Annotated in this window: 23 protein-coding genes; 2 read left to right on the top strand and 21 right to left on the bottom strand. The window is 46.9% G+C overall.

The genetic code is table 11. The features are described 5' to 3' along the window. Nucleotides 1-8: 8 nt before the first annotated feature. The 21 genes from HMPREF0999_RS01970 to HMPREF0999_RS01870 all read right to left on the bottom strand — a co-directional run bounded on the left by HMPREF0999_RS01970 (nucleotide 9) and on the right by HMPREF0999_RS01870 (nucleotide 23,572). Nucleotides 9-2,186 (bottom strand): family 20 glycosylhydrolase, encoded by a 2,178-nt coding sequence (locus HMPREF0999_RS01970; protein WP_009275046.1) that lies wholly within the window; start codon nucleotides 2,184-2,186, stop codon nucleotides 9-11. A gap of 127 nt (nucleotides 2,187-2,313) precedes the next feature. Then, the gene (locus tag HMPREF0999_RS01965; protein ID WP_005862983.1) at nucleotides 2,314-2,559 is read right to left on the bottom strand and encodes an RNA recognition motif domain-containing protein; all 246 of its coding nucleotides are present in this window, start codon (nucleotides 2,557-2,559) and stop codon (nucleotides 2,314-2,316) included. A 604-nt stretch (nucleotides 2,560-3,163) separates the two neighbouring features. Then, on the bottom strand, nucleotides 3,164-3,508 hold the full coding sequence (gene rplT / locus HMPREF0999_RS01960; protein ID WP_005857682.1) for a 50S ribosomal protein L20: 345 nt from the start codon (nucleotides 3,506-3,508) through the stop codon (nucleotides 3,164-3,166). 105 nt (nucleotides 3,509-3,613) lie between these two features. Continuing rightward, entirely contained in the window at nucleotides 3,614-3,811 is a 198-nt protein-coding gene (gene rpmI, locus HMPREF0999_RS01955; protein ID WP_005857684.1) for a 50S ribosomal protein L35, read from the bottom strand. 55 nt (nucleotides 3,812-3,866) lie between these two features. Beyond that, on the bottom strand, nucleotides 3,867-4,493 hold the full coding sequence (gene infC / locus HMPREF0999_RS01950; RefSeq protein WP_008779711.1) for a translation initiation factor IF-3: 627 nt from the start codon (nucleotides 4,491-4,493) through the stop codon (nucleotides 3,867-3,869). Between the two features lie 33 nt (nucleotides 4,494-4,526). Next, nucleotides 4,527-6,482 (bottom strand): threonine--tRNA ligase, encoded by a 1,956-nt coding sequence (gene thrS, locus HMPREF0999_RS01945; RefSeq protein WP_009017253.1) that lies wholly within the window; start codon nucleotides 6,480-6,482, stop codon nucleotides 4,527-4,529. 90 nt (nucleotides 6,483-6,572) lie between these two features. After that, complete coding sequence (locus HMPREF0999_RS01940; RefSeq protein ID WP_009275045.1) at nucleotides 6,573-8,696, bottom strand: tetratricopeptide repeat protein; 2,124 nt, start codon at nucleotides 8,694-8,696, stop codon at nucleotides 6,573-6,575. A 41-nt stretch (nucleotides 8,697-8,737) separates the two neighbouring features. After that, nucleotides 8,738-9,070 carry an acetyl-CoA carboxylase biotin carboxyl carrier protein subunit gene (locus tag HMPREF0999_RS01935; RefSeq protein ID WP_009275044.1) on the bottom strand — a complete coding sequence of 111 codons (333 nt, stop codon included), beginning with the start codon at nucleotides 9,068-9,070 and terminating at the stop codon, nucleotides 8,738-8,740. 12 nt (nucleotides 9,071-9,082) lie between these two features. Beyond that, nucleotides 9,083-10,630, bottom strand: a complete 1,548-nt coding sequence (locus HMPREF0999_RS01930; protein ID WP_005857693.1) for an acyl-CoA carboxylase subunit beta — start codon at nucleotides 10,628-10,630, stop codon at nucleotides 9,083-9,085. 20 nt (nucleotides 10,631-10,650) lie between these two features. Beyond that, nucleotides 10,651-11,208 (bottom strand): peptide deformylase, encoded by a 558-nt coding sequence (gene def / locus HMPREF0999_RS01925; protein ID WP_005857695.1) that lies wholly within the window; start codon nucleotides 11,206-11,208, stop codon nucleotides 10,651-10,653. 3 nt (nucleotides 11,209-11,211) lie between these two features. Further along, nucleotides 11,212-11,634: a Holliday junction resolvase RuvX gene (ruvX, locus tag HMPREF0999_RS01920; protein WP_008772415.1), complete on the bottom strand. Its 423-nt coding sequence runs from the start codon at nucleotides 11,632-11,634 to the stop codon at nucleotides 11,212-11,214. A 69-nt stretch (nucleotides 11,635-11,703) separates the two neighbouring features. Then, nucleotides 11,704-13,101, bottom strand: a complete 1,398-nt coding sequence (locus tag HMPREF0999_RS01915; RefSeq protein ID WP_009275043.1) for an undecaprenyl-phosphate glucose phosphotransferase — start codon at nucleotides 13,099-13,101, stop codon at nucleotides 11,704-11,706. Nucleotides 13,102-13,197: 96 nt separating this feature from the next. Continuing rightward, entirely contained in the window at nucleotides 13,198-14,343 is a 1,146-nt protein-coding gene (locus tag HMPREF0999_RS01910; protein WP_008772416.1) for an OmpA family protein, read from the bottom strand. Between the two features lie 107 nt (nucleotides 14,344-14,450). Further along, entirely contained in the window at nucleotides 14,451-15,602 is a 1,152-nt protein-coding gene (gene gmd / locus HMPREF0999_RS01905) for a GDP-mannose 4,6-dehydratase (protein ID WP_005857703.1), read from the bottom strand. 25 nt (nucleotides 15,603-15,627) lie between these two features. Further along, complete coding sequence (locus tag HMPREF0999_RS01900) at nucleotides 15,628-16,704, bottom strand: GDP-L-fucose synthase family protein (RefSeq protein ID WP_009275042.1); 1,077 nt, start codon at nucleotides 16,702-16,704, stop codon at nucleotides 15,628-15,630. A gap of 25 nt (nucleotides 16,705-16,729) precedes the next feature. Further along, a complete protein-coding gene (gene rfbA / locus HMPREF0999_RS01895; protein WP_009275041.1) occupies nucleotides 16,730-17,605 on the bottom strand; it encodes a glucose-1-phosphate thymidylyltransferase RfbA in 876 nt (291 codons plus the stop codon). Between the two features lie 88 nt (nucleotides 17,606-17,693). Next, nucleotides 17,694-18,245 (bottom strand): nucleoside 2-deoxyribosyltransferase domain-containing protein, encoded by a 552-nt coding sequence (locus HMPREF0999_RS01890; protein WP_009275040.1) that lies wholly within the window; start codon nucleotides 18,243-18,245, stop codon nucleotides 17,694-17,696. Between the two features lie 299 nt (nucleotides 18,246-18,544). Continuing rightward, entirely contained in the window at nucleotides 18,545-19,246 is a 702-nt protein-coding gene (pgl, locus tag HMPREF0999_RS01885) for a 6-phosphogluconolactonase (protein WP_009275039.1), read from the bottom strand. A gap of 4 nt (nucleotides 19,247-19,250) precedes the next feature. Continuing rightward, on the bottom strand, nucleotides 19,251-20,717 hold the full coding sequence (zwf, locus tag HMPREF0999_RS01880; protein ID WP_005857714.1) for a glucose-6-phosphate dehydrogenase: 1,467 nt from the start codon (nucleotides 20,715-20,717) through the stop codon (nucleotides 19,251-19,253). Between the two features lie 4 nt (nucleotides 20,718-20,721). Beyond that, complete coding sequence (gnd, locus tag HMPREF0999_RS01875) at nucleotides 20,722-22,182, bottom strand: decarboxylating NADP(+)-dependent phosphogluconate dehydrogenase (RefSeq protein WP_009275038.1); 1,461 nt, start codon at nucleotides 22,180-22,182, stop codon at nucleotides 20,722-20,724. 10 nt (nucleotides 22,183-22,192) lie between these two features. Next, nucleotides 22,193-23,572, bottom strand: coding sequence for an FAD-dependent oxidoreductase (locus tag HMPREF0999_RS01870; RefSeq protein ID WP_009275037.1), 1,380 nt, complete (start codon nucleotides 23,570-23,572; stop codon nucleotides 22,193-22,195). 205 nt (nucleotides 23,573-23,777) lie between these two features. Between HMPREF0999_RS01870 and HMPREF0999_RS01865 the strand changes: the two genes are divergently transcribed. Further along, nucleotides 23,778-25,643: an SLC13 family permease gene (locus HMPREF0999_RS01865; protein ID WP_009275036.1), complete on the top strand. Its 1,866-nt coding sequence runs from the start codon at nucleotides 23,778-23,780 to the stop codon at nucleotides 25,641-25,643. Nucleotides 25,644-25,703: 60 nt separating this feature from the next. Then, nucleotides 25,704-26,621, top strand: a complete 918-nt coding sequence (locus tag HMPREF0999_RS01860) for a DUF2156 domain-containing protein (RefSeq protein WP_008772425.1) — start codon at nucleotides 25,704-25,706, stop codon at nucleotides 26,619-26,621.

Below are 26,621 nucleotides of genomic sequence, written 5' to 3'. Positions count from 1 at the left end.
ATTCATACTTACCAGATCACGATCTCATCCGTGAAGATGAAACCCTTATTTGCCTCTTTTGCCTTGATACGGATATAACGGGCTTTCCAATCGCCGTTAAACGTATATTCCTGAAAAGACAGGTCTTTATCCGTATTGGATATCGTAGTAGGGATAACTCCCTGCGAGATATAGCTCTCCCCGTCTTCCGATGTCAGCAACTCCACCTCTCCCGGTTGGTACACGCCCGGGCCGATCAATTGCATAAAGCGGGACGATACCTTATGGATATCCGTCACCTCGCCCATGTCCACCACGCAATCCAAGTCATTCAAATAACCCTGCCAACGGCCGTCCAGATAAGTCAAGCCTCCCCTATAGCCGTCCAGCAAGGCGTTCATGCCACCCGCCATATAACCGCTATACAGCTTACTATTATAATGTATAGGCTTATTGATACCCCGGTGATAATCCACCTTCTTCTCGGTAGGCGTTCCTTGAAGCTGCCCGTCACGGAAGATAGCGGCCTTGATATCAGCGGAGTCTTTCACCACGATCGGACCGTCATAGACCCGGGAAGAGGCGGTGGGAATAGAACCGTCTGTCGTGTAACGTATCTCCGCCGGATATTTCTCCGCATCCAACATGACCTTGATCTCTCGCCGCAAGGTATCTACCTTCATCGTGGTCTCGATCTCGTCCGAGAGCGTGAACGTATGGATACCCATCCGTTGCAGAACCGGGATATTCGCATTCATACGAGGCTTAAAATCCTCCCAACTACGATCCTCTTGCGGAGTCCATCCAATCTCGGCGACCGCCAAGGCACGAGGGAACATCATATACTCCAGATGCTTCTCATCCTTGATATACTCCGTCCATGTATTCGCCTGTACCCCTAGGATATGCTTACTTTCCTCGGCAGTCAACGAATCCACAGGCACCGGATTATAACTGTACGCCCGCTTGATCGGCGTATAACCGCCGATGGCATACGGCTGTGTCTTCGGATCGGCTTGATAGAAATCGAAATACATATAACCACCCGGTGTCATGACCACGTCGTGTCCCATGCGAGCGGACTTGATTCCCCCTTCCTCGCCCCGCCAAGACATGACGGTAGCCTCCGGAGCCAAGCCCCCTTCCAGAATCTCATCCCAACCGATCAATTTGCGGCCTTTGGAAATCAGGAATTCCTCGGCACGATGAATCATATAGCTCTGCAACTCATCCACGTCCTTCATCCCATTCCGGCGCATCAAGCCTTGACATTTCGGGCAGGTCTTCCAAGCTCCCTTCCCGGCCTCGTCTCCCCCGATATGGATATATTCGGAAGGGAACAACTCGATCACCTCGGACAATACATCCTCCATGAACGTAAACGATTTCTCGTTGCCGATGCAGAAATCACCCGTCGTATAAGGTTTGCCGGCACAACTCAACTCCGGGTACGCCACGAACACCTCGTCCGAATGCCCCGGGAATTCGATTTCCGGTATTATATTAATATGCCGGGCCGTAGCGTAATCCACGATCTCACGGATATCTTCTTTCGTAAAATAACCGCCATATGCCCCCGGAGTTCCTTCCGGCAGATACTTGCGATCCTTTCCATCCCACCATTTCTGCCAATCGGATTCCGTACGGAAAGCCACGTCCGTAGTCAGTTTCGGGTATTTATCCATCTGGATACGCCAACCACCGGCATCCGTCAAATGCATATGAAGCGTATTCAATTTATAATAAGACATGACGTTCAATAACTTCATCACCTCCTCTTTCGGGAAGAAATGACGGGAGACATCCAGATGCAAGCCACGATACGGGAAACGGGGATTATCTTGGATCGATACGCAAGGAATCCCTTTCGACGTATACAGCTGGCGCAACGTTTGTTCCCCGTAAAACAATCCGGATTTAGAGGCGGCTCTCAACTCGATCCCCTTCTCGGTCACGTCCAACGCATATCCCTCCGGATTCCCGCCATTAAAAGACTCATCGACCACGTAACGGATCGTACCCGATTGATCATTCCCGAATATGAGATTACTATCTACTTTGAAATAACCGCCAGTCACCTCGATATGGGCCGGCTTAGGGATTAAATTCACCTGCGAAACCTCCTTGGGAACACAGGAAAAAAGTAGCGAGGAGCAAGCGAGAGCAAGTCCGGTTACTTTCATGCAAGACCGTTTTGGCAACGTCATAATACTTATTTTTTAGTTGTGTTATTCTTGGTGCGTAAATATACGACAATAATGGACAATATCAAAAAAGCGGAAAGACTATCGTCTCCCCGCTTCAGAGTTATTTTAAGATGTATATCTTCTAAAATTAACGTCTAGGAATTGCTTCTTTTACAACCATCTGACGACCTTCGTACTCAGCTTGGTTTAATTCCTCGATAGCTTTTTGAGCCTCGTCTACGTTAGGCATTTCAGCGAAAGCAAAACCCTTAGAACGTCTAGTATCACGATCAACAATTAACTTTACTGAATCAACAACACCATACTCTTCTAATACTTGTTGCAAATCAGACTCTCTTACTCGATAACTCAAGTTTCCAATGTAAATATTCATACGAAAAAAATTAAAAATAAATTAATAATAAAACAAGTGATGTTAGTGAAGATCGATTTCTAGAAGAATATATTATCATTACTGAGAATAGAAACTCGAAGATAAAGAGCAAGACAAACTATCTTTTGTTTGTTGCTACAAAGGAAAGCATTCTTTTTGGATTACCAACTATAAAACCTAATTTATTTTCAAAATAATTCACTTTATCTTCAGAAGACTACTTATATGAGCTAACGAGACTATCTGCGTGAACCGCATAAAAAAGAAGAGAATCTAATTAAAGATCCTCTTCCCTATTTGAAAAAGCCGCACTGTAGATGTGAACAAACTCCGTATGACAGGATTTGAGTACTTTGCCACCTTTGTAATCCGCCGTGCTAAGCATACCCCGAAGGGCGCGGCCCGCCATTGGCGACAAGAGCTATGTCTCGGAATTAAAATAAACTGATGAGTTTCCCAATCGAACAAGTGCGGCTTAACTCATTCCCTGTTTATCTTTTTCTTGTTACAAAGATATGTAATCGTATCGACATAACCAAACAAAAACAACAAAAAAAGAGCCTCCTTTTCGGGGAGGCTCTTTATTAACTATATAGCAAAAATCTTATTTTACTTTAGCTACGATAGCCTTGAATGCTTCCGGATGGTTAACGGCCAAGTCTGCCAAAACCTTACGGTTGATCTCGATACCGGCAGCGTGCAAAGCACCCATTAGGCGAGAGTAAGACAAACCTTCCATACGAGCGGCAGCGTTGATACGCTGAATCCACAAAGCACGGAAATTACGTTTCTTGTTACGACGGTCGCGGAAAGCATAAGTCAAACCTTTTTCCCATGTATTCTTCGCTACGGTCCAAACGTTCTTACGTGCACCATAATAACCGCGGGTTAGTTTTAAAATCCGTTTTCTTTTTGCTCTTGAAGCAACATGATTTACTGATCTAGGCATAATTCTAATCTGTTTTGAATGTTAGCGTCATCTCGTAGGATGAACTTGATTGCTAATGCATTCGGTTAATAAAAATCGTTATAAAACTCGCTTAATGAATAAAGATTACTTCATGCAAAGCATCTGCTTTACGTTGCTTACGTCAACACTAGCTACCAAACCCGTGTGAGTAAGATTTCTCTTTTGCTTCTTAGTCTTCTTTGTTAAGATATGACTCTTAAAAGCGTGTTTTCTTTTGATCTTTCCTGATCCGGTAAGGGCGAACCTCTTTTTGGCACCGGAATTAGTCTTCATCTTAGGCATTTTCCAATTATATTTTAATTATTAAACTTAACCTCCCTTCTATCAGGGACGGATTTTATTCTTCTGTTTTCTTATCACCCTCACTTTTAGGCTTAGGTGTCGTAATCACTTTCTTTACAACTTTCGGAGCTGCGGCCGCAGCCGGGGCTGAACCAGTGCCCGCTTTCTTCGGAGTAAGCATGATAATCATACGTTTTCCCTCCAGAACCGGCAACTGCTCTACTTTTCCATAGTCCTCCAAATCGTTGGCAAAACGAAGCAGCAAGACTTCTCCCTGTTCCTTGAAAAGGATAGAACGGCCTTTAAAGAACACGTAGGCTTTGACCTTCGAACCTTCCTCCAAAAATCCCTTAGCGTGCTTCAATTTAAAATTGTAATCATGATCATCTGTCTGAGGCCCGAAACGAATCTCCTTCACGACCACTTTCACAGATTTCGCTTTTTGCTCTTTCTGACGCTTTTTTTGCTGATAGAGGAATTTTTGGTAGTCGATTACTCTACAAACGGGGGGCGCAGCATTTGGTGAAATCTCGACTAGATCCATCCCCTGCTCTTCCGCTATTTTCAGCGCTTGAGCGATCGGATAAACACCCGTCTCAATATTGTCACCTACTAAACGAACTTCACGAACACGAATACGTTCGTTGATTCTATACTGTTCTTTCAGATTGTCATTCTTCATTCAAAAAGATTTATTCTCCTCGTTATTAGTTATTTAATCATTACTTTTTTGCCAGCGATTCATCATTTCCTCTACCTCGCCATTCAAAAGCGCTGCAAAGGTAGCAATTTTCATCGAACCTTTATCACCTTCGCCCTGTTTTCTTACAGAAACTTCACTATTTTCTGCTTCTTTTTCTCCAACGATGAGCATATAAGGGATTCTTTTCAATTCATTATCACGAATTTTACGACCGATCTTCTCATTTCGGTCATCTACGATAGCACGGATTTCCTGATTACCCAACTCACGCGCGATTTGCCAAGCGTAATCATTAAACTTCTCGCTGATCGGCATGATACATACCTGCTCCGGAGTCAACCACAACGGGAACTTTCCGGCGGTGTGCTCGATCAATACGGCAACGAATCGTTCCATGGAACCGAACGGCGCGCGGTGGATCATAACCGGACGGTGCTTCTGGTTGTCGGCACCCGTATATTCCAATTGGAAACGTTCCGGTAAGTTATAGTCTACCTGAATCGTACCTAACTGCCAACGGCGGCCGATAGCGTCTTTCACCATGAAGTCGAGTTTCGGACCGTAGAAAGCGGCCTCTCCATATTCGATCTTAGCTTTCAAGCCTTTTTCCTCACAAGCCTCTACAATCGCTTGCTCAGCCTTCTCCCAATTCTCGTCGCTACCGATATATTTCTCACGGTTCACCTTGTCACGCAAGGAGATCTGAGCCTCGAAGTTCTCGAAATTCATCGTCTTGAATACGATCGAGATGATGTCCATTACGTTCAAGAATTCCTGCTTTACCTGATCGGGGCGGCAGAAGATATGAGCATCATCCTGCGTAAAGCTACGTACACGGGTCAATCCGTGCAACTCTCCGCTCTGTTCATACCGGCAAACCGTACCGAACTCAGCGAGACGCAACGGCAGGTCCTTATACGAACGAGGAGAGTTTTTATAGATCATACAGTGATGAGGACAGTTCATCGGTTTCAAGAAGTATTCCTCACCCTCCTCAGGTGTATGGATCGGTTGGAAAGAATCCTTTCCGTATTTAGCGTAGTGGCCGGAGGTAATATACAATAATTTATTACCGATCGGCGGACACATTACCTCTTGATAATTATAACGAGCTTGGATACGACGCAAGAACTCTTGCAGACGCAAACGCAAGGCGGTACCTTTCGGCAACCACATCGGTAAGCCCTTACCTACCGTATCGGAGAACATGAACAAGTCCATCTCCTTACCGATCTTACGGTGGTCACGTTTCTTGGCCTCCTCCAACAATGTCAGATACTCATCCAACATCTTCTTTTTCGGGAAAGTGATACCATACAAACGAACCAATTGCTTGCGTTTCTCATCGCCACGCCAATAAGCGCCGGCTACGCTCAATATCTTGACAGCTTTCAGATAAGAGGTATTCGGTAAGTGCGGCCCTCTACACAAGTCCGTAAAAGAACCCTGTGTATAGGTAGTGATCGTACCGTCTTCCAACTCACTGATAAGCTCTGTTTTATACTCTTCACCTCTATCGCCGAACATCTTCATGGCATCCGCCTTGGTAATGTCCTGACGTTTGATCTCTTCTTTCTTGGCTACCAGCTCAAGCATCTTAGCCTCGATAGCAGCGAAATCACCCTCTTTGATCACGGCCTCACCCGGATCCACGTCATAATAGAAACCGTTCTCGATCGCCGGACCGATACCGAATTTAATACCCGGATATAATTCCTGCAAAGCCTCTGCCATAAGGTGAGCGCTGGAATGCCAGAACGCATGTTTACCTTCCTCGTCTTCCCACTTCAAAAGTTTCACCGTAGCGTCGTCGTTGATAGGACGGCTTAAGTCCCAAACCTCCCCATTCACGCTTGCGGCTAGGACTTCCTGTGCCAAACGAGAACTAATGCTTTCCGCTATCTGCATAGCAGTCGTTCCCTTTGCATATTCTCTTACGGAATTGTCCGGAAATGTAATCTTTATCATATTCTATTCTCTAAAATTCTTTATATTCAGCCCACAAAGTTAATATTTCTTTTCTATCAGCGAAACATTTAACTCGAATAATTTGCGTTATCACCGGCTTGTCATTCGCTTGATGATACTATAGGCGTTGTAGATACCCAATTCCCCTGCCTTGCTCAAGTCGGCGATGCCCCGGTTCACGTCACCTTGCGACAGACGGGCTAACCCACGGTTGTAGTAAGCCTCGGCAAATTCAGGGTCCCGCTCGATCGCCTCGTTGTAATCAACGATAGCGGCACGGAAATCACGCTGGGCGCAACGCAGATTCGCACGGTTAAAGTAAGCGTACACAAAACCCGGGTTCAGCTTGATCACCATATCGTAATCCCTCATGATCTGCTCATGCTCATAGGCTCGCTTATTATCCTTCAGCATAGCGCTCCGGAGGTCCACCGAGGTGTTGGCGTTTACCTGCGACTGTGCGGACTTACCAATATTCAAGTTCATTCCCGAGCCACTCAAGTCGTACGTATCCTTGCTAGCCTGCTGGGATTGGGTGTACATCAATTGCTTATAACGTTCCACGGCACGATTGAAATAAGCCATCGTGAACGACGGGTCTCGCTCGATCGCTTCCGAGAAATTCTTGATCGCCTCCGAGAAATCCTGCACCAACATGAAGTCCATCGCACGACCGAAATAAGCGTTAGCGTTGTTCGGATCACGCTCGATCTCCGCCGAATACTCGTCGATGGAGGCGAAATGCACGGCGATCTGGTCCTCGGTCAAAGCGGCCTCCTCGTTCGTGATACGCAATTTACGCTTCAAGACCATCTGGCCATTGTAATCCTCCACCATCTTGTCGTAATAAACAAGTTTCTTTACGGGATCCGCCTTCTCGTAATAGGTCAAGACAAACTGGGGTTCCAGATCCACATGGACATTCCGGTCTTGTACACGCCCACGGACCTCACTTTGGTATTTACTTTTACGCTCCTGCTCCTTATCGTATACCACCAAGCGGTTGAACTTATTGATATTCTTATCGGATTGCTCACGAGTATTCTCCTCCGAATCGTCCGTCTTGGCATCTCCGTTCACCGCTGTATTGGAGCTAGAAGACGATGTCTTCGGGAGCTGTCCGTTCTTGGCCTGCTCCTCCATCTTTATGGCTGCCCAATAATCACGGTCTGCCCCCACGTTATCCCCTAGCTTACGCTTTGCTTCCGAACGGCTCACAAAGCCTGGCAGGAAAGTAGGATATTGCTTCAAGACCACGTCGTAATCCTGCACGGCCCCCCGGTAGTCGCCCGTCTCGAAACGGAGCAACGCACGGTTGTAATAAGCCATATAGTTATCTGGCTCTTGCTGGATAACGACATCGAAGTCTTCGATAGCACGGTTATTATCCCCGACTTGGAACCGAAGCAAACCTCGGTTGAATCGTGCGATCAAGTTCCGGCTATCCATGCTGATCACCTGATCGTAATCGGCCATCGCACCTCTCAAGTCATTCATCTGATAACGAACTAGCCCCCGGTTAATATAATATCCGCTCTCACGGGTATCCAGACGTAGAGCCTCGTTCAAATCGGCCAAAGCGTCCTTGTAATCATCCATTTGATAATGAAGGATCGCACGATTGCCATACGCCGGCGCATAATAAGGATCCATCTCGATCGCCTTATTATAATCGGCCAAGGCTTTCAACGTATCCCCTTTCTCCAGATACATAGCGCCCCGTGTCATATAATTCATGGAATATTTCGGATGGGCGGTCATTAAATCATCGAATGTCTTCTCCGCCCCGTTATAGTCTTTTTTCTGGATAAAAGCCACCGCCATATTCACCAGCATCTGGCGGTCCTCGGGTTTGAACTCAAGTCCTTTCTGGTAATCGTCGATCGCCTCGTCGTATTTCTCCTGGCTTTGACGGGCGATGCCGCGAGCGTAATACGCTTGCGTTAAAAAAGGGTTCCGCTGAAGACATAAAGTACAGTCTTCCTCGGCCCCCTTAAAATCGTCCAGATTTATCTTCGCCACCGCACGGTAAAAATAGGGTTCCGCCAACCAAGGTTTGGATTTGATAACCTGATTGAAGTACTGAATGGAAAGAACATAATCCTCAAAATAAAGGGCGTTCCTGCCAATGGCCAATACACGGTCCGTATTAATCTGCGCAAAAAGCGAAATCGTAAATATCTGTAATATCAAAAAGAGTGTTGCCTTCTTCATCCTATTAAAAATGATTGAGAGGCAAAAATAAGTAAATTATCTTACTTAGACTCTATTTTTACCATTAAATGATTCTTCGTTATCTTATCGCCCTCTTTTACATTGAGCTCGACAACGACTCCCGATATGGGAGCGATCACCCGGTTCTGCATTTTCATCGCCTCATGGATTAGCAGAAGTTGCCCGGCCTCCACAGCCTGTCCTTCCTCTACCATAATCTTGATAATCGTTCCGGGAAGATGAGAAACCACGTCACCAGCCGACGGCTTATGCCACATCGGTCGGCTCTTATACTTCGCTGTCAGCAACGTCTTATATTTACGTGCCGTCACCACAAAGTCTACATATTCTTCTTGCTGGTGTTTCTTTTCCATACTCTCATCAATTTAGAACGGAGGCAAACCGTGCTTCTTGGCCGGTCTGTATTCCTCTTTTAGAATGGAAAGCTTCAGTGCGTGTAGCAATAATGAACGGGTTTCTTTCGGTTCGATCACAGAGTCGATAAATCCCTTGGAAGCCGCCACGTATGGGTTCGCGAATTTCTCGATATATTCTTTCACCTTCTCCTGACGCATAGCGTTCTGATCTTCCGCCTCCATGATCTCCTTGCGGAATATGATGTTAGCTGCGCCTTCCGGACCCATAACAGCGATCTCCGCGCTCGGCCAAGCGAACATGAAGTCAGCGCCCAAGTGACGGGAGTTCATAGCTATATAACCTCCACCGTACGCCTTGCGCAAGATAACCGTGATCTTAGGAACAGTAGCTTCCGAATACGCATACAGAACCTTAGCCCCATGACGAATCACACCCGCATGCTCTTGATCTACGCCCGGCAGATAACCCGGCATATCCTCCAACGTGATGATAGGAATATTGAATGAGTCGCAGAAACGGATGAAACGAGCGGCCTTGTCAGCGCTATCACAATCAAGCACGCCGGCCAAAACCATCGGTTGATTGGCAACGAAACCTACCGTTTCTCCTGCCATACGACCAAAACCGATCACAATATTAGCGGCCCACAACTCTTGAATCTCCAAGAAGTCCGAGTCATCGACGATACATCTGATAACGTCTCGCACATCATACGGTTGTTTCGGGTCCGCCGGAACTACTTGCTCGATATTCAGCATAGCGGACGGCTCTTTCGGCTCAACCACTTTCGCACGCTCCTGATTATTCCAAGGGATGAAGCTAACCAAACGTTTCACCTGATCGAAACATTCTTGCTCGCTCAAGGCATAAAAATGAGCGTTACCTGTAGTCTCCGCATGAACACGTGCGCCACCAAGGTCTTCCATAGAGATATCCTCACCCAGCACGGTCTTGATAACGTTCGGTCCCGTGATAAACATCTTAGAGATGTTCTCAACCACAAACACGAAGTCCGTCAACGCCGGAGAATAAACGGCACCACCGGCACAAGGACCGAGGATCAAGGAAATCTGAGGGATCACGCCCGAGGCGATCGTATTGCGATAGAATATTTCACCATAACCAGCCAAAGCACCAACACCTTCTTGGATACGTGCGCCACCCGAGTCATTGATTCCGATGATCGGACATTTCATCTTCAACGCATGATCCATGATCTTGGTGATCTTACGAGCATGCTGCAAACCTAACGAACCACCGGCAACCGTAAAGTCCTGCGCATAGATGCAAACCGGGGCACCAAAGATCGTACCCGTACCAGTAACCACACCATCACCCGGCAGAACCTTCTTCTCCATACCGAAATCACGGCCATCGTGTTTCACGAACATGTCATACTCATGGAAAGAGTTCTTATCCAACAAAGCCAAGATACGCTCCCGGGCAGTAAGCTTACCCATCGCCACTTGCTTTTCGATAGCAGCCTCACCACCGCCCATCTCGATAACGGCTTTCTTTTCCCTGAGGGCCTCAATGTTTTTACTTAAATCTGTCATATTGATTATTTATAGATTTATTATTTACCAACGGCTTTTGCCCGGTAAGAGCAACGAACCGTCCCTTTAATAATACTATTTAATTTGCCTTTGTTCAATTGGCGGCGAATAGCGGAGACATTGTCTATAAAGACATGCCCCGTCAGATGCTCGCACTCATGCTGCACGATACGGGCGGCGAAACCTTCCACCACTTCCTCGTGTTCCTCCCAATTCTCATCCCAATATCTCACACGAACCGTTTTCGAGCGAGACACTTTCTCGTGTATACCCGGCAGGCTCAAGCAGCCTTCCTCCATAGCTATTTCCTCCTCGCTACGTTCCAAAAACTCGGGATTAATCAACGCACGCTTGAAACCCTTGCATTCAGGGAAGTCATCTCCCATCACATCACCGTCTATAACCACCAAACGGATAGACAAGCCCACCTGAGGAGCGGCAAGCCCTACCCCATCAGCATTATACATCGTTTCAAACATATTGGCAACCAACTGTTTCAAGTCGGGATAATCTTTAGGTACATCCTCAGCCTCTTTTCTTAGTACGGGCTGACCATATAAAAATACGGGTAAAATCATAAGTTATAACTGATATTTTTTACTTTCTAAATAAGCTTGCAAAATAATAACGGCGCTAATCTCATCAACCAATCCTTTATCTTGCCGTTTCTTTTTCTTTAAACCGCCTTCCAACATGGCCTTATGAGCTAAGACCGACGTGAACCGCTCGTCGTAATAAGTTACCGGGATACTTGGTATCGTCCTTTTCAGATGGGTCACGAACGCCTCCACATACTTCATGTTCTCAGAAGGCTCATTGTTCATTTGCTTCGGAAGCCCGACCACAAATAAATCCACCGGTTCCCGTGATATGTAATCCGACAGGTATTTCACAACCTCTCCACTTGGGACTGTCGCCACGCCGTTAGCGATCATTTGTAAAATATCCGTAGCGGCTATCCCCGTACGTTTCCGGCCGTAATCTATTGCAATTATTCTTCCCATCGAGCGCGAATATAGCATAAATATAAATACAGATTACACAAATCCGCAAAAAGTGTGCAACAAATCGGATCAATATGCATTCTTCTCTCCCTTGAACATATTCAGTACCGTAACCACAATAATCTTTAAATCAAGGAAGAACGTCCAATTCTCTATATACCACACATCTCTCTTCACACGTCCTTCCATCTGCTCCAGCGTCTTGGTCTCACCTCGGTAACCGGTGACTTGCGCCCACCCCGTTACTCCCGGTTTCACCAAATGCCGCACCATATACTTATCGATCAACGCCGAGTACTGCTCGGTATGCTTCAGCATATGCGGACGAGGGCCTACCACGGACATATCGCCCAGCAAGACGTTCACGAACTGAGGGAACTCATCCAAATTCGTCCGGCGCAAGAAATCGCCGATCCGGGTCTTCCGGGGATCATCCTTGACGGCCTGCAAGGTATCGGCCTGCGCGTTCACCTTCATCGTACGAAATTTAAAACATTCGAAGTCATGCCCATACAATCCCGTACGTTTCTGCTTAAACAAAATCGGGCCGGGTGAGCTTAACTTGATCATTATACCGACCACGATGTACAGGATCGGATAAATCGTGAGCAAAATCACCAAAGAGAAAAATATATCGAACGTTCGTTTCAAGAACCGGTTATAGGCGGATTGCAAAGGCTCTCGGCGGACCGTCAGCAATGGGATCGATTCCATCACCTCCATCACCATACTCTTCTTTACATCCCGGTAAAACTCGGGCACGATATAGAAGCGCACCATCTTCTTCTCGGCGAAATTCAGAAGCCGTACGATCTTTCCGTTGTTCGTACCCGGCAAGGTACAATAAATCTCATCGATATCATGCTCCAGCACATACGCTTCCACCTCGCTCGTCTTGCCCAAGTAATTAGGTAAAACGTCTTTCAACGAGTCATTGTCATCAAAAAATCCCTTTACGCTAAACCCATAGCTCAAATCATCTTTCATGACTTGGTAAAGCTCCATACCATTCTTTCCGGCCCCCACAATCACCACCTTCTTAAAGTTATAGCCTTTTCGCCTGTACAACTTTAAAGATAGGCGCACCAAAACCCGCCAAAGCGAAAACAAGATGATAGAAACCCCGTAATAGACCAAGAGGAAGGTTGCCAGAACATCTCCCACATTCAAGAAGATCAAGCAAGTAGCGAACAAGAAGATAAGTACGGTAACCAATCCGAACGCCCGTTGCACGATCTTGTCGATAAACACGACCGCCTGATGCAATTGAATCGGGATAAAATATAAAGAGAAGAAATAACAGAAGTTCAATAACAGAATAACCTCTCTCAAATTATAGGATATCGCTTCCGTGTATTTCGGGCCAAGCAGATGAAAAACGGCCATAAACAAAAGATTCAATACGATCAAATCTCCTACACCAATCAGCCATTGGATTAAATAACCATGTTTTTTGTTCAATATCATAGCAATTCGATAAATTCTCACAAAAGTAAGTATTTTTCGGCGCAAAAAAAAGGCCGCACTTAGAAGTACGGCCTTTTTAAAGTATTAATTCGTAAATTAATTATTAGCGCTCATAATTACTACACGGTTCCAGCTATTTTCGCCATAAGGTTGTTCGTCCGAACCTCTCCACTCGATAGTGATCTGGCTAGAAGAGATACCGTATTTATCGATAAGTTCCTTAGCGACCGCTCTAGCACGTTTCTCAGAAAGACCCATGTTATAATCAGAAGTACCCGTCTTCTTGTCAGCGTAACCAACTACCTTGATCGGAGCGTTGTTGTTCTTCATGAACTCAGCTGTGTTATAGATATTGATCTGCTGGTTCTTGTCGATCTTAGCGCTGTTGATGCGGAAGTAAACCACATTGTCAACGTAGTTATTTACAACTTCAGTAACTGTCTCTTGGCACTCAGGGCAAGAAACCGGACGTTTGCTCAACTCATCGTTAGCAGCACGCAAAGAGTTGATCTGGCCGTTCAAGTCGTTCAACAAAGCGTAATCCATCGGCTCCAATACCTCGAAGTCTGTCTTACCCAATTTGAATGTCAAACCAGCGCTCAACTGAACGATACCATCTGTCAGGTGATTCATCTCGACGCGGTTAAACTGCTCGTTCAACAAAGAACCTTGGATCTCAACGTTCAAATCAACACGTTTGCTCAAACGGAAAGCGGTTAAGATACCAGCGTTCAACGTAGGAGACTCCGTTCTTGGACGATCATAAGACTCTGTAGTCTTGAAACGCTGCGCATAACCAAAACCGACCCAAGGAATCAAGCGGAACACTTTAGATTCTCTGTAAGGAGCCCAAAAGTTAGTAACATCCCACAACAAGTCTACGTGAGCGGCTACATATTTATTATGTTGCATAAACTGTGCGCCATCACCTTCAAAACCGTGGATAATACCACCATTTAACTGGGTACGGAATCCTAAATACGGATTAAACCACTTACCAAAAGATACTTGTGGAGCGAAGTTTAAACGATTCTTGAAATCAGCCTCTCCATTTTGGTCTCCTAACAATACGCTGGCTCCACCCGCAATTGAAATAAACCAATTGTCGCGAGCTTTATTCTTCTTGAAATTAGTCTTATAACCAGCCTCATTGCTGAACCCCACCTGCGGTTGATATTCCTGTGCTGTCACAGAGAATACAAAACCTGATAACAAAGCTAAAAGTAAAACCTTAGTCTTCATATTTTCAACATTTTAATTAAACAATCAATTACCTAATATCTTAAAATTGGCACAAATTTAACTCTTTTTGTAATTACAACAAATAAAATCTTCAAATTGTTTCGAACTCACTCGAAATAGTTCAAAATTTTATAGCCCCCCTCTTTCAGATAAGACTCCTTCTTCATTAGTTTTATATCGTTCTTCATCATATCCTCAATTAAAGCCGCTAATGAATACTCCGGTTCCCACCCTAAACGAGTACGTGCCTTCGTAGCGTCACCGATCAGCAACTCTACTTCCGTAGGGCGGAAATACTGCGGATCTACTCCCACAACTTCCTCACCCACACGTTTCTTAAAGTTTTCCAGATAGGCATCACCAACCTTCTTGACGAACAATCCCTCGTCTATCGACTCTATGATAGCGACCTCGTCTATCCCTTCTCCTTTAAAGCGGATTCCCACGCCAATTTCCTCAAAAGCCATACGGATAAAGTCCCGAATCGTGGTAGTAATCCCGGTAGCTATGACATAATCCGAGGGTTCATCTTGTTGCAAAATAGCGTACATGGCACGCACGTAATCTTTTGCGTGTCCCCAATCCCGTTTGGAGGAAAGATTACCCATATAAACCTTTTTTTGCATACCCAAAACGATACGTGAAACCGCCCGGGTTACCTTACGGGTCACGAATGTCTCTCCCCTTAATGGAGACTCGTGATTAAACAAGATGCCATTGGAAGCGTGCATATGATAGGCCTCCCTGTAATTCACCGTAATCCAGTAACCGTATAGTTTCGCTACCGCATAAGGGCTTCTCGGATAGAAAGGAGTAGTCTCCCTCTGCGGCACCTCTTGCACCAAGCCATACAACTCGGATGTAGATGCCTGGTAAATACGCGTCTTCGGGATCAAGTTCAGCAAACGGACCGCCTCTAGGATACGCAATACGCCCAAACCATCCGCATTCGCAGTATATTCGGGAGTGTCGAAACTTACTTTTACATGGCTCATGGCGGCCAGATTATAGATCTCGTCCGGTTGAACCTCGCCAATGATACGTGTAAGATTCAAACTATCCGTTAAATCGCCATAATGCAAAATCAAATTACGGTTTTCCACATGCGGGTCTTGATACAAATGATCGATACGGTCCGTATTGAACATGGAAGAACGACGCTTGATACCGTGTACCGTATATCCTTTCTTGATCAAGAACTCGGTAAGATAAGCCCCATCCTGTCCCGTAATACCCGTTATTAACGCTACTTTGCCCATTTCTCTAATTTTCAATTTTCAATTCTCATTTTTCAATTCCCAAGTACCATTCATAGAGTCGCTTCACGCCCTCCTCGATCTCGATCGTATGGCGCCAACCCAAGGCATGCAACTTGCTTACATCCGTCAGCTTACGAAGCGTACCGTCCGGCTTGGACGAGTTAAACCTCAACTCGCCCTCGAACCCGATCTCTCGCCGGATCAGTTCGGCGACCTCACGGATCGAAAGCTCGATACCCGTACCTATATTAATATGTGTATTCCGGACCTCGCCCTCCTTCTGGCGGACATCCTCGAAATCCACGTGTTCCATGATATAAACAGAAGCGTCGGCCATCTCCTCGCTCCATAAAAACTCACGAAGCGGCTTGCCGGTTCCCCACAGCTCCACCTCGCCCGGACGGATACCCTGTTTATCCAATACGGAGAGTATCTCCGGCTCGGAGGCCTTCCCAGACACGCCCTCTACCGGACGAATGTCCATATCCTTACGCAAGGCCTCCCAATCTCCTGTATGCAGGCATTTCGCCATATGTATCTTACGGATCATGGCTGGCAACACATGCGAGGTCTCCAGATTGAAATTATCATTCGGCCCGTAGAGGTTAGTAGGCATCACGGCGATATAGTTCGTACCGTATTGCAGGTTGTAACTCTCGCACATCTTGATACCCGCTATCTTGGCGATCGCATAAGGCTCGTTGGAATATTCCAAGGGAGATGTCAGCAAGCAATCCTCCGGCATCGGCTGCGGAGCCTCACGAGGATAGATGCAGGTGCTTCCCAAGAATAATAATTTCTTTACATTGTTTTTCCAAGAGGCATGAATGACATTATTCTGGATCATCAAATTATTGTAGATAAAATCGGCACGGTACAGACTGTTCGCCATGATACCGCCGACGTGCGCCGCCGACAAGAACACATAGTCCGGCCGCTCGGCTGCAAAGAACTCGTTCACAGCGGCTTGATCCGTCAGATCCAGTTCCGCATGCGTACGAAGCAGGAAGTTCGTATACCCTTTGCTACGCAAATTATTCAGGATGGCGGAGCCTACCAAGCCCCGGTGACCGGCAACAAATATTTTACTGTCTTTTTCCATCGATATCTCGTATTCTGAACTACTTCTACTTATTAATCAACCTCATCAAATACTGGCCGTACTGATTCTTAATCATCGGCAAAGCCACTTGCTCAAGTCGCTTCTCATCAATCCATCCTTGCTTGAAAGCGATCTCCTCCAGACAAGCCACCTTCAGTCCCTGTCTCTTCTCGATCACCTCCACGAAAGTAGATGCCTCAGACAACGAGTCGTGAGTCCCGGTATCCAACCAAGCGAATCCACGTCCCAATAGCTGCACTTTCAACTCCCCATCCTTCAAGAACCACTGGTTCACGGTAGTGATCTCCAGCTCTCCACGGGCGGATGGCTTGATATTCTTGGCCACGCCCACCACCTTGTTCGGATAGAAATACAACCCTACCACGGCGTAATTCGACTTCGGTTCCTTCGGTTTCTCCTCGATACTGAGGACGTTCCCATCCGCATCGAACTCGGCCACGCCATAGCGTTCCGGATCGTTTACGTAGTAACCGAACACGGTCGCTTTTTGTTCGTTCTCCACCTTGTCAACGGCCTCTTTTAACATACGGGTAAAGCTCTGTCCGTAAAAGATATTATCGCCAAGCACCAGACAAACGGAGTCATCGCCGATAAAGCGCTCTCCTATGATGAAAGCTTGCGCCAATCCGTCCGGCGAAGGCTGCTCGGCATATTCAAAACGAACGCCATAATCGGAGCCATCGCCCAGTAAACGACGGAAGCCCGGCAAATCCTGCGGGGTCGATATGATAAGAATCTCCCGTATCCCCGCCAGCATGAGCACGGATACCGGATAAAAAATCATCGGCTTATCATAAATAGGTAGAAGTTGCTTGGAAACTCCTTTAGTGATCGGATACAAGCGGGTGCCCGATCCACCGGCTAAAACTATACCTTTCATATTCTTTCCATTTTGTTCGACAATACTCGCTTAGGATCGATTCCACACCGTCCCTAAAACTATACAAAGTTAAACAAATAATAATAGATTAGCGTATCGTTTTCAAAAAATCGTCCATATTCTGATACAATGGGACGCCATAGCGCGCGCAAGTCAAGCGCACATTATCATACCGGTAAAAGCCGGGCTCGCAAATCACCCGCAACTTTCCGGAGCGCATAAACAGCCCCATCTCCAATAAGGTTATCGGGGATTTGCTGCTCGCCAGAATGTTCATGATAATCAGGTCGGCTTTCTCCAGATGCTCCAGTTCCCAATTCACTTGATGCTCAAAATCGGACATCTCCCCGCTCAGCCCTTTATCCCTGCGAGGATTGAACAAGAGATACCGTCCCTCCGGAAGCGCCCGGAACCAGTCGCAGGTAGCCTTCTGCCAATCCACGCTTTTCCCCATATCGATCGTGCCGGCGAGAAAGATCTTCTGGTAGACCGTCTCATCCAAGTCTGCCCCTTTATCATCCGGGCGCAAGACGATAACCTCGGATTGGGCGAATAATCCCACGGGTAATAAAAGAGATAAGAATAAAATCAGAAATCCCCGCTTTCCGGCGGTAAGGGATTTATCGTTCGTAAGTTTCATATAATGGTAGAGTTATTTTATGCAAAAATAGGGAAAATCCATGGATATACAAAACCCTCTTGCTTCCGTATGAATACTATCCCACAAGCTTATCCATACTTGTTCGCAAGCCGTCTAATTCTATAATCACCGCCACTGATTATAGAACCGCCGTCAGCGATCGTACAATCAGTGGCAGTGATCATAGAATCAGCATCGGCGATTATAGAATTTATTAAGATGCGACAGGCTTTGTTGATAGAGAGAAGATTGTTTGCTTCATGGAGAAACAAGCTTTAGAGCGAGCGAAAGCAGACTCTTCATGGATTCAGCCCATAAATCGTAGCCTGTACGGCATGCGATAAGATATAGGCCGCAGGCGTGTCGTTCGAGGGGGAATAGCCTTTGGAGAGCCTCTGGATTACGGGCTCCTTGTTCGTGCCCAGTATCGGGACCAATAAGGGGGCGCCGTTCAAGATAAGCGGTCCCGTCATGGTGATCCGGTATTGGCCGGTAGAAGGTTGCTGGGATACCGCATAGTTACGGCTATCCGACAATAGCTCCATGGTGGTAGGGAAAATGGATGCCGTATGTGAATCCTCGCCTACGCCGAGGATGATGCAATCGAACGTAGGCATTTGGTTGAACAACGGCAAGAATTCCTTTACGACCCATGAATAACGCATCGCCTCGGTACCCGGCTCGTTCTCGCCCTTGATCCGGTGGATATGATCTGCCGGGATACACAAAGGCTTAAAAAGCAAATGATTCGCATGACCGTAATTACTATCCGGGCATGTCGGTAGAACGCAACGCTCGTCCACCCAGAAGAAACGGATGTTATTCCAGTCAATCTTATCCTTATACTCATCTACCCAGAGGGAAAACATATGCTTCGCCGTCTCCCCTCCCGAGAGCGCTAGGTTAAACGGAGCGAAGTCTTTCCGGCGAATCATCGCCATCATGTCCTCCGTCATCGACCGAAGCGCCTCTTTCCTCTCATTATATCTCTTTATTTCCATAAAATTATCTTCTTTGGCAGGCGCAGACTTTCTTTTCCGCACCTAAAATAACAGTTTCCTCCGGTCCGTCCTCGCCCGGCTCATAGAAGAATAAGTTCTTCGAACCCTCCTCTTTCCAATGGAGCAAGATCGGATCGATAAATTTCCAGCTAGCCTCCAAAGCGTCGCTACGAGCATACAGGGTGGAATCGCCCAGCATGGCATCCAGCAACAGACGCTCGTAAGCGTCAGGAAGATAGCTCTTCGAGAGGGAATCGTAGCGGAAGTCCATGCTGACTTGCTTCACCTCGAAACCGGCTCCCGGCATTTTCAGCCCGAACTTCAAGGATATACTCTCGTTCGGTTGGATACGGATGGTCAATTTATTGCAGGAACCTCCCGAACATTGACCGACAAACAGTTGATGGGGCGTAGACTTGAAGTGGATCACTACCTCCGATGACTTCTCCGGCAACTTCTTTCCCGTATAGAAATAGAAGGGCACACCGCTCCAGCGCCAGTTATCGATGAAGAATTTCATCGCCACATACGTCTCGGTATTCGAGTCGGGAGCTACGTTCTTCTCTTCCCGATAACCGATATATTGTCCGCGGACAACCATCTTATCCATATCCAACACCGTATACGGACGTATGGAGCGGAATACTTTCACGATCTCGTCACGAATCGGTTCCGGCTCGAATATAGAGGGAGATTCCATGGCGATAAACGACATCAATTGCATCAAGTGATTCTGGATCATATCCCGCATCGCCCCGGCTCCATCATAATATTTCCCTCGATTCTCCACCCCCAAAGTCTCGGTAGCGCTGATCTCGATGGAATCGATATAATTATGATTCCACAATGGCTCGAAAATACCGTTCGAGAAGCGCAATACCAAGATATTCTGCACGGTCTCTTTCCCCAGATAATGGTCGATACGATAAATCTCCTCCTCATGGAAGATATGTCGTAAATGATCGTTCAACTGGCGGGCAGACTCCAAGCTGGTGCCAAACGGCTTCTCCACGATGATCCGCCGGAAACCATCCGGAGACTCGGTCTTGTTCAAACCACTCTCCAGCAAACATTGCGGGACGATCTCGTACATCACCGGCGGGGTAGCCAAGTAATAGATGATCTTATCCGGCAAGTCATGTTTCTCTTGCAAGAACTCGATGCGCTCACGCAATTTGTAGTATTCATCGGCGTTGGTGGAATCGAAGGCGAGGTAATAAACATTCTCCAAGAAGTCATCGATCAAGCCCTCGTCGTAGGTCTTTCCCTTCTGTGCCTCCAAGATATGCGTATGTTGCTCCGCACGGAACTCCTCATCGCCATAAGCGGTACGGGCGGCTCCCAAGATGCAGAAGCGGTCGGGTAGCAAGCCACGAACATATAACTCGAACAAAGAGGGAAGCAACTTGCGACTGGTAAGATCGCCCGACGCCCCGAATATAACTAATAATTGATTATCTGCTTTCTTCATGTCTTTATACGTTATAAGTTCCAGAAACCGTCTTTCCTCCCTCACCCGTCCAGTTGGTATGGAAAAACTTACCACGCTCCCAATCGACCCGCTCATAAGTATGAGCCCCGAAATAATCCCGCTGGGCCTGAATCAAGTTAGCGGCGGAATGCGGGGTAGACAGTCCATCGAAATAGCTCAACCCCGAGCTCATCGCCGGCAAAGCCACTCCATGCAAGGCACCCTCGGCTACCACTTGCCGCCAAGCCAACAAGGAAGACTCGATCTTTTGAATAAAGAACTCATCGAATAAGAGGTTCTCCAGATTCCGGTTCTTCTCATAAGCCTGCGTAATTTTCTCCAAAAAGACAGAGCGTATGATACATCCCTTCCGCCAGATCTTGGCGATCGTACCGTAATCCAACTGCCAATCATATCGCTTGGAGGCTTGGCACAACAAAGAGAATCCCTGTGCGTAGGAAACCAACTTAGCGGCATACAAAGCCTGCTTGATCTCTTTCTCCGAGATTAAGGTCTGCCCCAGCACGCCACTCTTCGGATAAAGCGAGGACGCTTTTTTCCGTTCTTCCTGCATGGAAGAAAGCATACGGGCATAAACAGCCTCGGTAATCAATGTCAGCGGATCATTCTCGTCCATAGCGGCGATAGCGCTCCATTTACCGGTACCCTTCTGGCCGGCGGCATCCAATATCTTATCTAGCAGGTAGCCCTCCCCCGCCTCGTCCTTGAAGCGGAGAATATCGGCCGTAATACCGATCAGGTAGCTATCCAGCTCTCCCGTGTTCCAATCCTCAAAGATACGAGCCAAGGCCTCATTGTCCAGATCCAGACGATTCTTCAATAAGGAATACGCCTCGGAAATCAACTGCATATCTCCATACTCGATACCATTGTGTACCATTTTCACGAAATGGCCGGCTCCACCCGGACCAATCCATTGGCAACAAGGCGTCCCGTCGTCCAGCTTGGCGGCGATGCTTTGCAAGACATCCTTCACCAAAGGCCAAGCGGCAGGCGAACCACCCGGCATCACGGAAGGTCCGTACAAGGCACCGATCTCGCCTCCGGAGATTCCGGTACCTACGAAGTACATCCCATACGCCTCCATCTCCTTCACCCGGTGTTCCGTATCATGGAAGTCCGAGTTGCCACCATCGATAATCACGTCACCGGGTGATAAGTAAGGAATCAATTGAGCCATCAGCTCATCCACCGGGGCACCCGCTTTTACCATCAGCATGATCTTGCGAGGACGCTCGATAGACTCGACAAATTCCTGTATCGTATGGGTTCCTATAAAATTCTTTCCTTTTCCACGACCGCTCATGAAGCGGTCTACCACGCCTTCCTCTCCCGGCGCTGTACGATTATAAACGGATACGGCGAACCCCTTGCTTTCCATGTTCAACGCAAGGTTTTCTCCCATCACGGCCAAGCCGATTAATCCAATATTTGATGTTTTCATATTTATGTTTTTATTTTATTAATCCAAATAGATCATTTAAAGCCTCACTCATCGACGGATGGGTGAATATCGAATCCCGGAGGAACGTGTAATCTTGCCCGAGACGCATCGCCAAGCTAACCGTATTTATGACTTCGCTGGACTCGGCGCAGAATAAGGTACATCCTAGGATCTTCCCGGTATCCGCATCTACCACAGCTTTCAGTAAGCCATCCGTCTGCTCGATGGTACGGGTACGAGGCATGGCGGCGGCGGGCAGGCTGGCCACCTTTATATTTTTCTCCATCTTACGGGCTTGCGTCTCGTTCAACCCGACATGGGCCAACGGAGGATCGATGAATACGGAATAAGCCACTGCTTCCCGATCGTCCAAGCTCCGGAAACCATTACCAAACAGCTCTTCCCGGATAATACGGTAATCATCCAAAGACAGATAGGTAAATTGTAATCCGCCATGTACATCCCCGATCGCCCAGATATTAGGGATATTGGTACGCAACTTACTATCCACCTCGATAGCGCCACGATTAGTCGTCCGTATTCCGGCGGCTTGCAGATTTAGGCTTTCCGTATTCGGTTTACGGCCGGTAGCCAAAAGCACCGCCTCGGCATCCAGCCGCAAGGTATCTCCCGAGATAGCGTTACGGCAGATCACCGTAGCCCGCTCGGCATCCTGCTCGATCGTCTGCACGACCGTATTCAAATGAATGGTGATCCCTTTTTTCTCTAGCGTGGACTTCACCGAATCGGCGATGTCCCGGTCCTCACGAGGAATGAACACCTCCCCAGCCTCCAAGATCGTTACCTTCGATCCAAAACCGGCGAACATGGAAGCGAATTCCAGCCCGATATATCCGCCTCCGACAATAACCAGATGCCGTGGCAGTTTCTCCAGTTCCATAATGGAAGTACTTGTATATACGTAAGGATTATCCTCGATACCGCATATCGTAGGAATAATCGTCGTGGCTCCGGTATTGATGAATATCTTCTCGCCTTCCAGCAAGAAAGAGTCCGTATCCGTTTTCACGACAATCTCATAAGGGGAACGAAAAGAAGCCTCTCCGGTATAGACCGTTACGGTCTCCCGATCATCCAGATTCTTGAAATTCTTCTCACGAAGCAAAGAGGTCAGTTTCTCCTTGGCGAGGATAGCCTGTTTAAACTCCTCCGCATATTGCTCGAAGGTAGAAGGTCTGCGATACCCTGTCACTTGAGCGTAATGTACAAGCGCTTTCGTCGGTATACAGCCGATATTGATACAAGTACCTCCGTACATACCCGTCGAACGCTCCACCACAGCTACATTCCATCCATGGTTGGCCAAATCCGCCGCCAAGGTTTTTCCACCTTTCCCAAAACCAATAATAATCGCGTCGTACTTTTTCATCTCTGATTTATCTTCTTTTCGTTAGACATTAAAATAACATTCGTTTTAACCTAATTGTTGCGAATTTCATATCGCAAAAATAGCTCCAGCCCCTATTTTACAAAATGGCTGTTCAACCTATAAGTTTAGCCATTTTTCCCGAAACAAGAAAATAACGAACAAATACCCCCTATTTTTTGTTCTTTACCTATAATATTTATACCCTATGATCACAACACTTATAATACTGGCCCTATCAGCCGTTTTCTTTGTTAATGGAAAATTACGTTCCGATCTTGCCGCTCTATGCGCCCTCGTCTTATTAATCGTATGCAACATACTTACACCCGAAGAAGCGCTTTCCGGCTTCTCCAATCCTATCGTCATCATGATGGTCGGGTTATTTGTCGTAGGAGGAGCTATCTTTAAAACGGGATTGGCCAAGATGATCAGCAGCAAGATACTCCGTCTAGCGGGAAAAAGCGAATTGAAATTATTCATATTGATCATGATGGTCACCGCTTTTATCGGGGCGTTCGTCAGTAATACGGGTACCGTGGCCCTCATGCTTCCGATCGTAGTGAGCATGGCGGCAAGCGCCAATATCAGTCCCGGGAGGTTCTTGATGCCCTTGGCTTTCGCTAGTAGCATGGGCGGAATGGCCACGCTGATCGGTACGCCTCCGAACCTCGTGGTAGATGAGGTGCTATCCAACGCCGGATTCACGGATCTATCGTTTTTCTCGTTTACGCCTATCGGGGTTATTTGTGTGCTTATCGGCTTGGTCGTCTTGATTCCCCTAAGCAAATTCTTCTTGGTAAAAAAGGAGGATGGCAAAGACACGAAGACTACAACCGGGCACTCCCCAAAAGAGTTAGCCAAGAAATACCAATTATCGGATAATCTATATCGGATACAGATCAGGCCCGGTTCCCGGATCGGAGGGAAAAAATTGCAAGAATTAAATATTACGCAGGCTTATAATCTCTCCATTCTGGAGATACGCCGGCAGTCGTCCTCTCAAGGACGTTTCCTTAAAACCGTAGACCAGTCCTTAGCCGGCCCACATACGGAATTACAGGAGAACGATATCCTCTATGTGTTCGGCCCGTTCGAGAAAGTAAACCAATTCGCCAAAGAACAGAATCTGGAGCTTACGGATACCCACGTATCCGAATATGTTGAAGGGGCGGAAGTTGAAAAGCTGAGCGTTCGGGAGATCGGTATCGCCGAGGTCTTATTAATGCCCGACTCGAAATTGATAAATAAGGTGGTAAAGGACTCTGGTTTCAGGGATAAATATTCCGTGAATATCTTAGGCATCCAACGGAAAGGGGAATATATACTGAATGATATAAAAGATATAAAGATGCATGCCGGCGATATCCTTCTAATACAAGGCACATGGGACAGTATCGCTCGCATGAGCCAGAAGCAATCGCAATGGGTGGTATTGGGCCAGCCCTTAGAAGAGGCCTCTAAAGTCACTCTGGATTATAAAGCCCCTGTCGCCGCCTTGATCATGGTCTTAATGATTGCCGCCATGGTATTCGACTTCATCCCGATTCCTCCGGTAGCGGCGGTAATCATAGCGGGAATATTGATGGTATTAACCGGATGTTTCCGTAACGTGGAAGAGGCTTATAAAACGATTAATTGGGAAAGCGTAGTCTTGATCGCCGCCATGTTACCCATGTCGCTAGCCTTAGAGAAGACAGGCGCCTCCAATCTTATCTCGGAGAAATTGGTGAGCGGACTAGGCGATTACGGACCGCTCGTCTTGATGGCCGGAATTTATTTCACCACCTCGCTACTGACCATGTTTATCAGCAACACGGCCACGGCGGTACTGGTAGCCCCTATTGCCCTTCAATCCGCCATAGCCATCAACGTTAGCCCTTATCCGTTCCTGCTGGCGGTGACGGTAGGTGCCAGCATGTGCTTCGCCTCCCCCTTCTCTACGCCACCCAACGCACTCGTTATGTCCGCCGGAAAATATACATTTATGGACTATGTAAAGGTGGGGTTGCCTTTACAAATCGTGATGGGAATCGTTATGGTATTTATATTACCTTTATTATTCCCATTCTAAACATTCGCACACGCATTTTAGTTTTATATTTGCAGTTTGTAAAACAGTACAAGAAAATTTATGGATATACCGTTTAAACCGATTAGGTTAGAAGACAAAGAGATCATAACCTCATTTACATTTCCCAGCGATTATCGCAATTGTGATTTCTCATTCGCGAACATGTGCAGTTGGCGTTTCTTATATGACAGTGAATTCGCTATCGTGGATGGCTATTTATTAATCCGTTTCATGATCGAGGACAAGAGCCGTTTCGCCTATATGATGCCTGTCGGGGATGGAGATTTAGCGGGTGCCGTTCGTTTGCTGGAAGAGGATTCCTTAAAATATGGACATCCGCTCTGTATGCTGGGTATCACCCCCGACGCCAAGGAGCAACTGGAAGGCGCACTTCCCGGAAGCTTTTTTTATATCCCAGAACGGGATTATTTCGATTACATTTATTTACGGGAGGATTTAGCGACCTTACGGGGTAAGAAATACCAATCCAAACGTAATCATATCAATAATTTCAAGAAACAATATTCGTACGAGTATGTCCCTATCACGCCGGATATCGTCCCCCAATGCCTAAAACTGGAATGTAAATGGTATAAGGCGAACAATGGAGATAATGACGAGGAAGAGCTTAATGACGAACGTCGCTCCCTTACCTATGCCTTGCATCATTTTGACAGCCTAGGCCTGATCGGTGGCGCTCTCCGGGTGGATAACGAGATTATCGCTTTCTCTTTCGGGGCCCCCATCAACCATAATACATTCGGAGTACACGTGGAAAAAGCGGACGTGAATTTTGACGGTGCCTATACGGTGATCAACCAAGAGTTCGCCTCTCACCTTCCGGAACAGTATACTTACGTGAACCGGGAGGAGGATCTCGGCATACCGGGGTTGCGCCAAGCGAAGCTTTCTTATCAGCCTACCATACTATTAGAGAAGAGTGCCGCAATAAAAAAGCAACTTACGCAAACTAAATAA

Origin of the sequence: Parabacteroides sp. D25, assembly GCF_000307475.1 — a bacterium.
In the GTDB taxonomy this organism is placed as follows: Bacteria; Bacteroidota; Bacteroidia; order Bacteroidales; family Tannerellaceae; genus Parabacteroides; species Parabacteroides distasonis.
The sequence above is the reverse complement of the archived record's forward strand: the minus strand, read 5'-3'. Positions and strand labels throughout refer to the sequence as shown.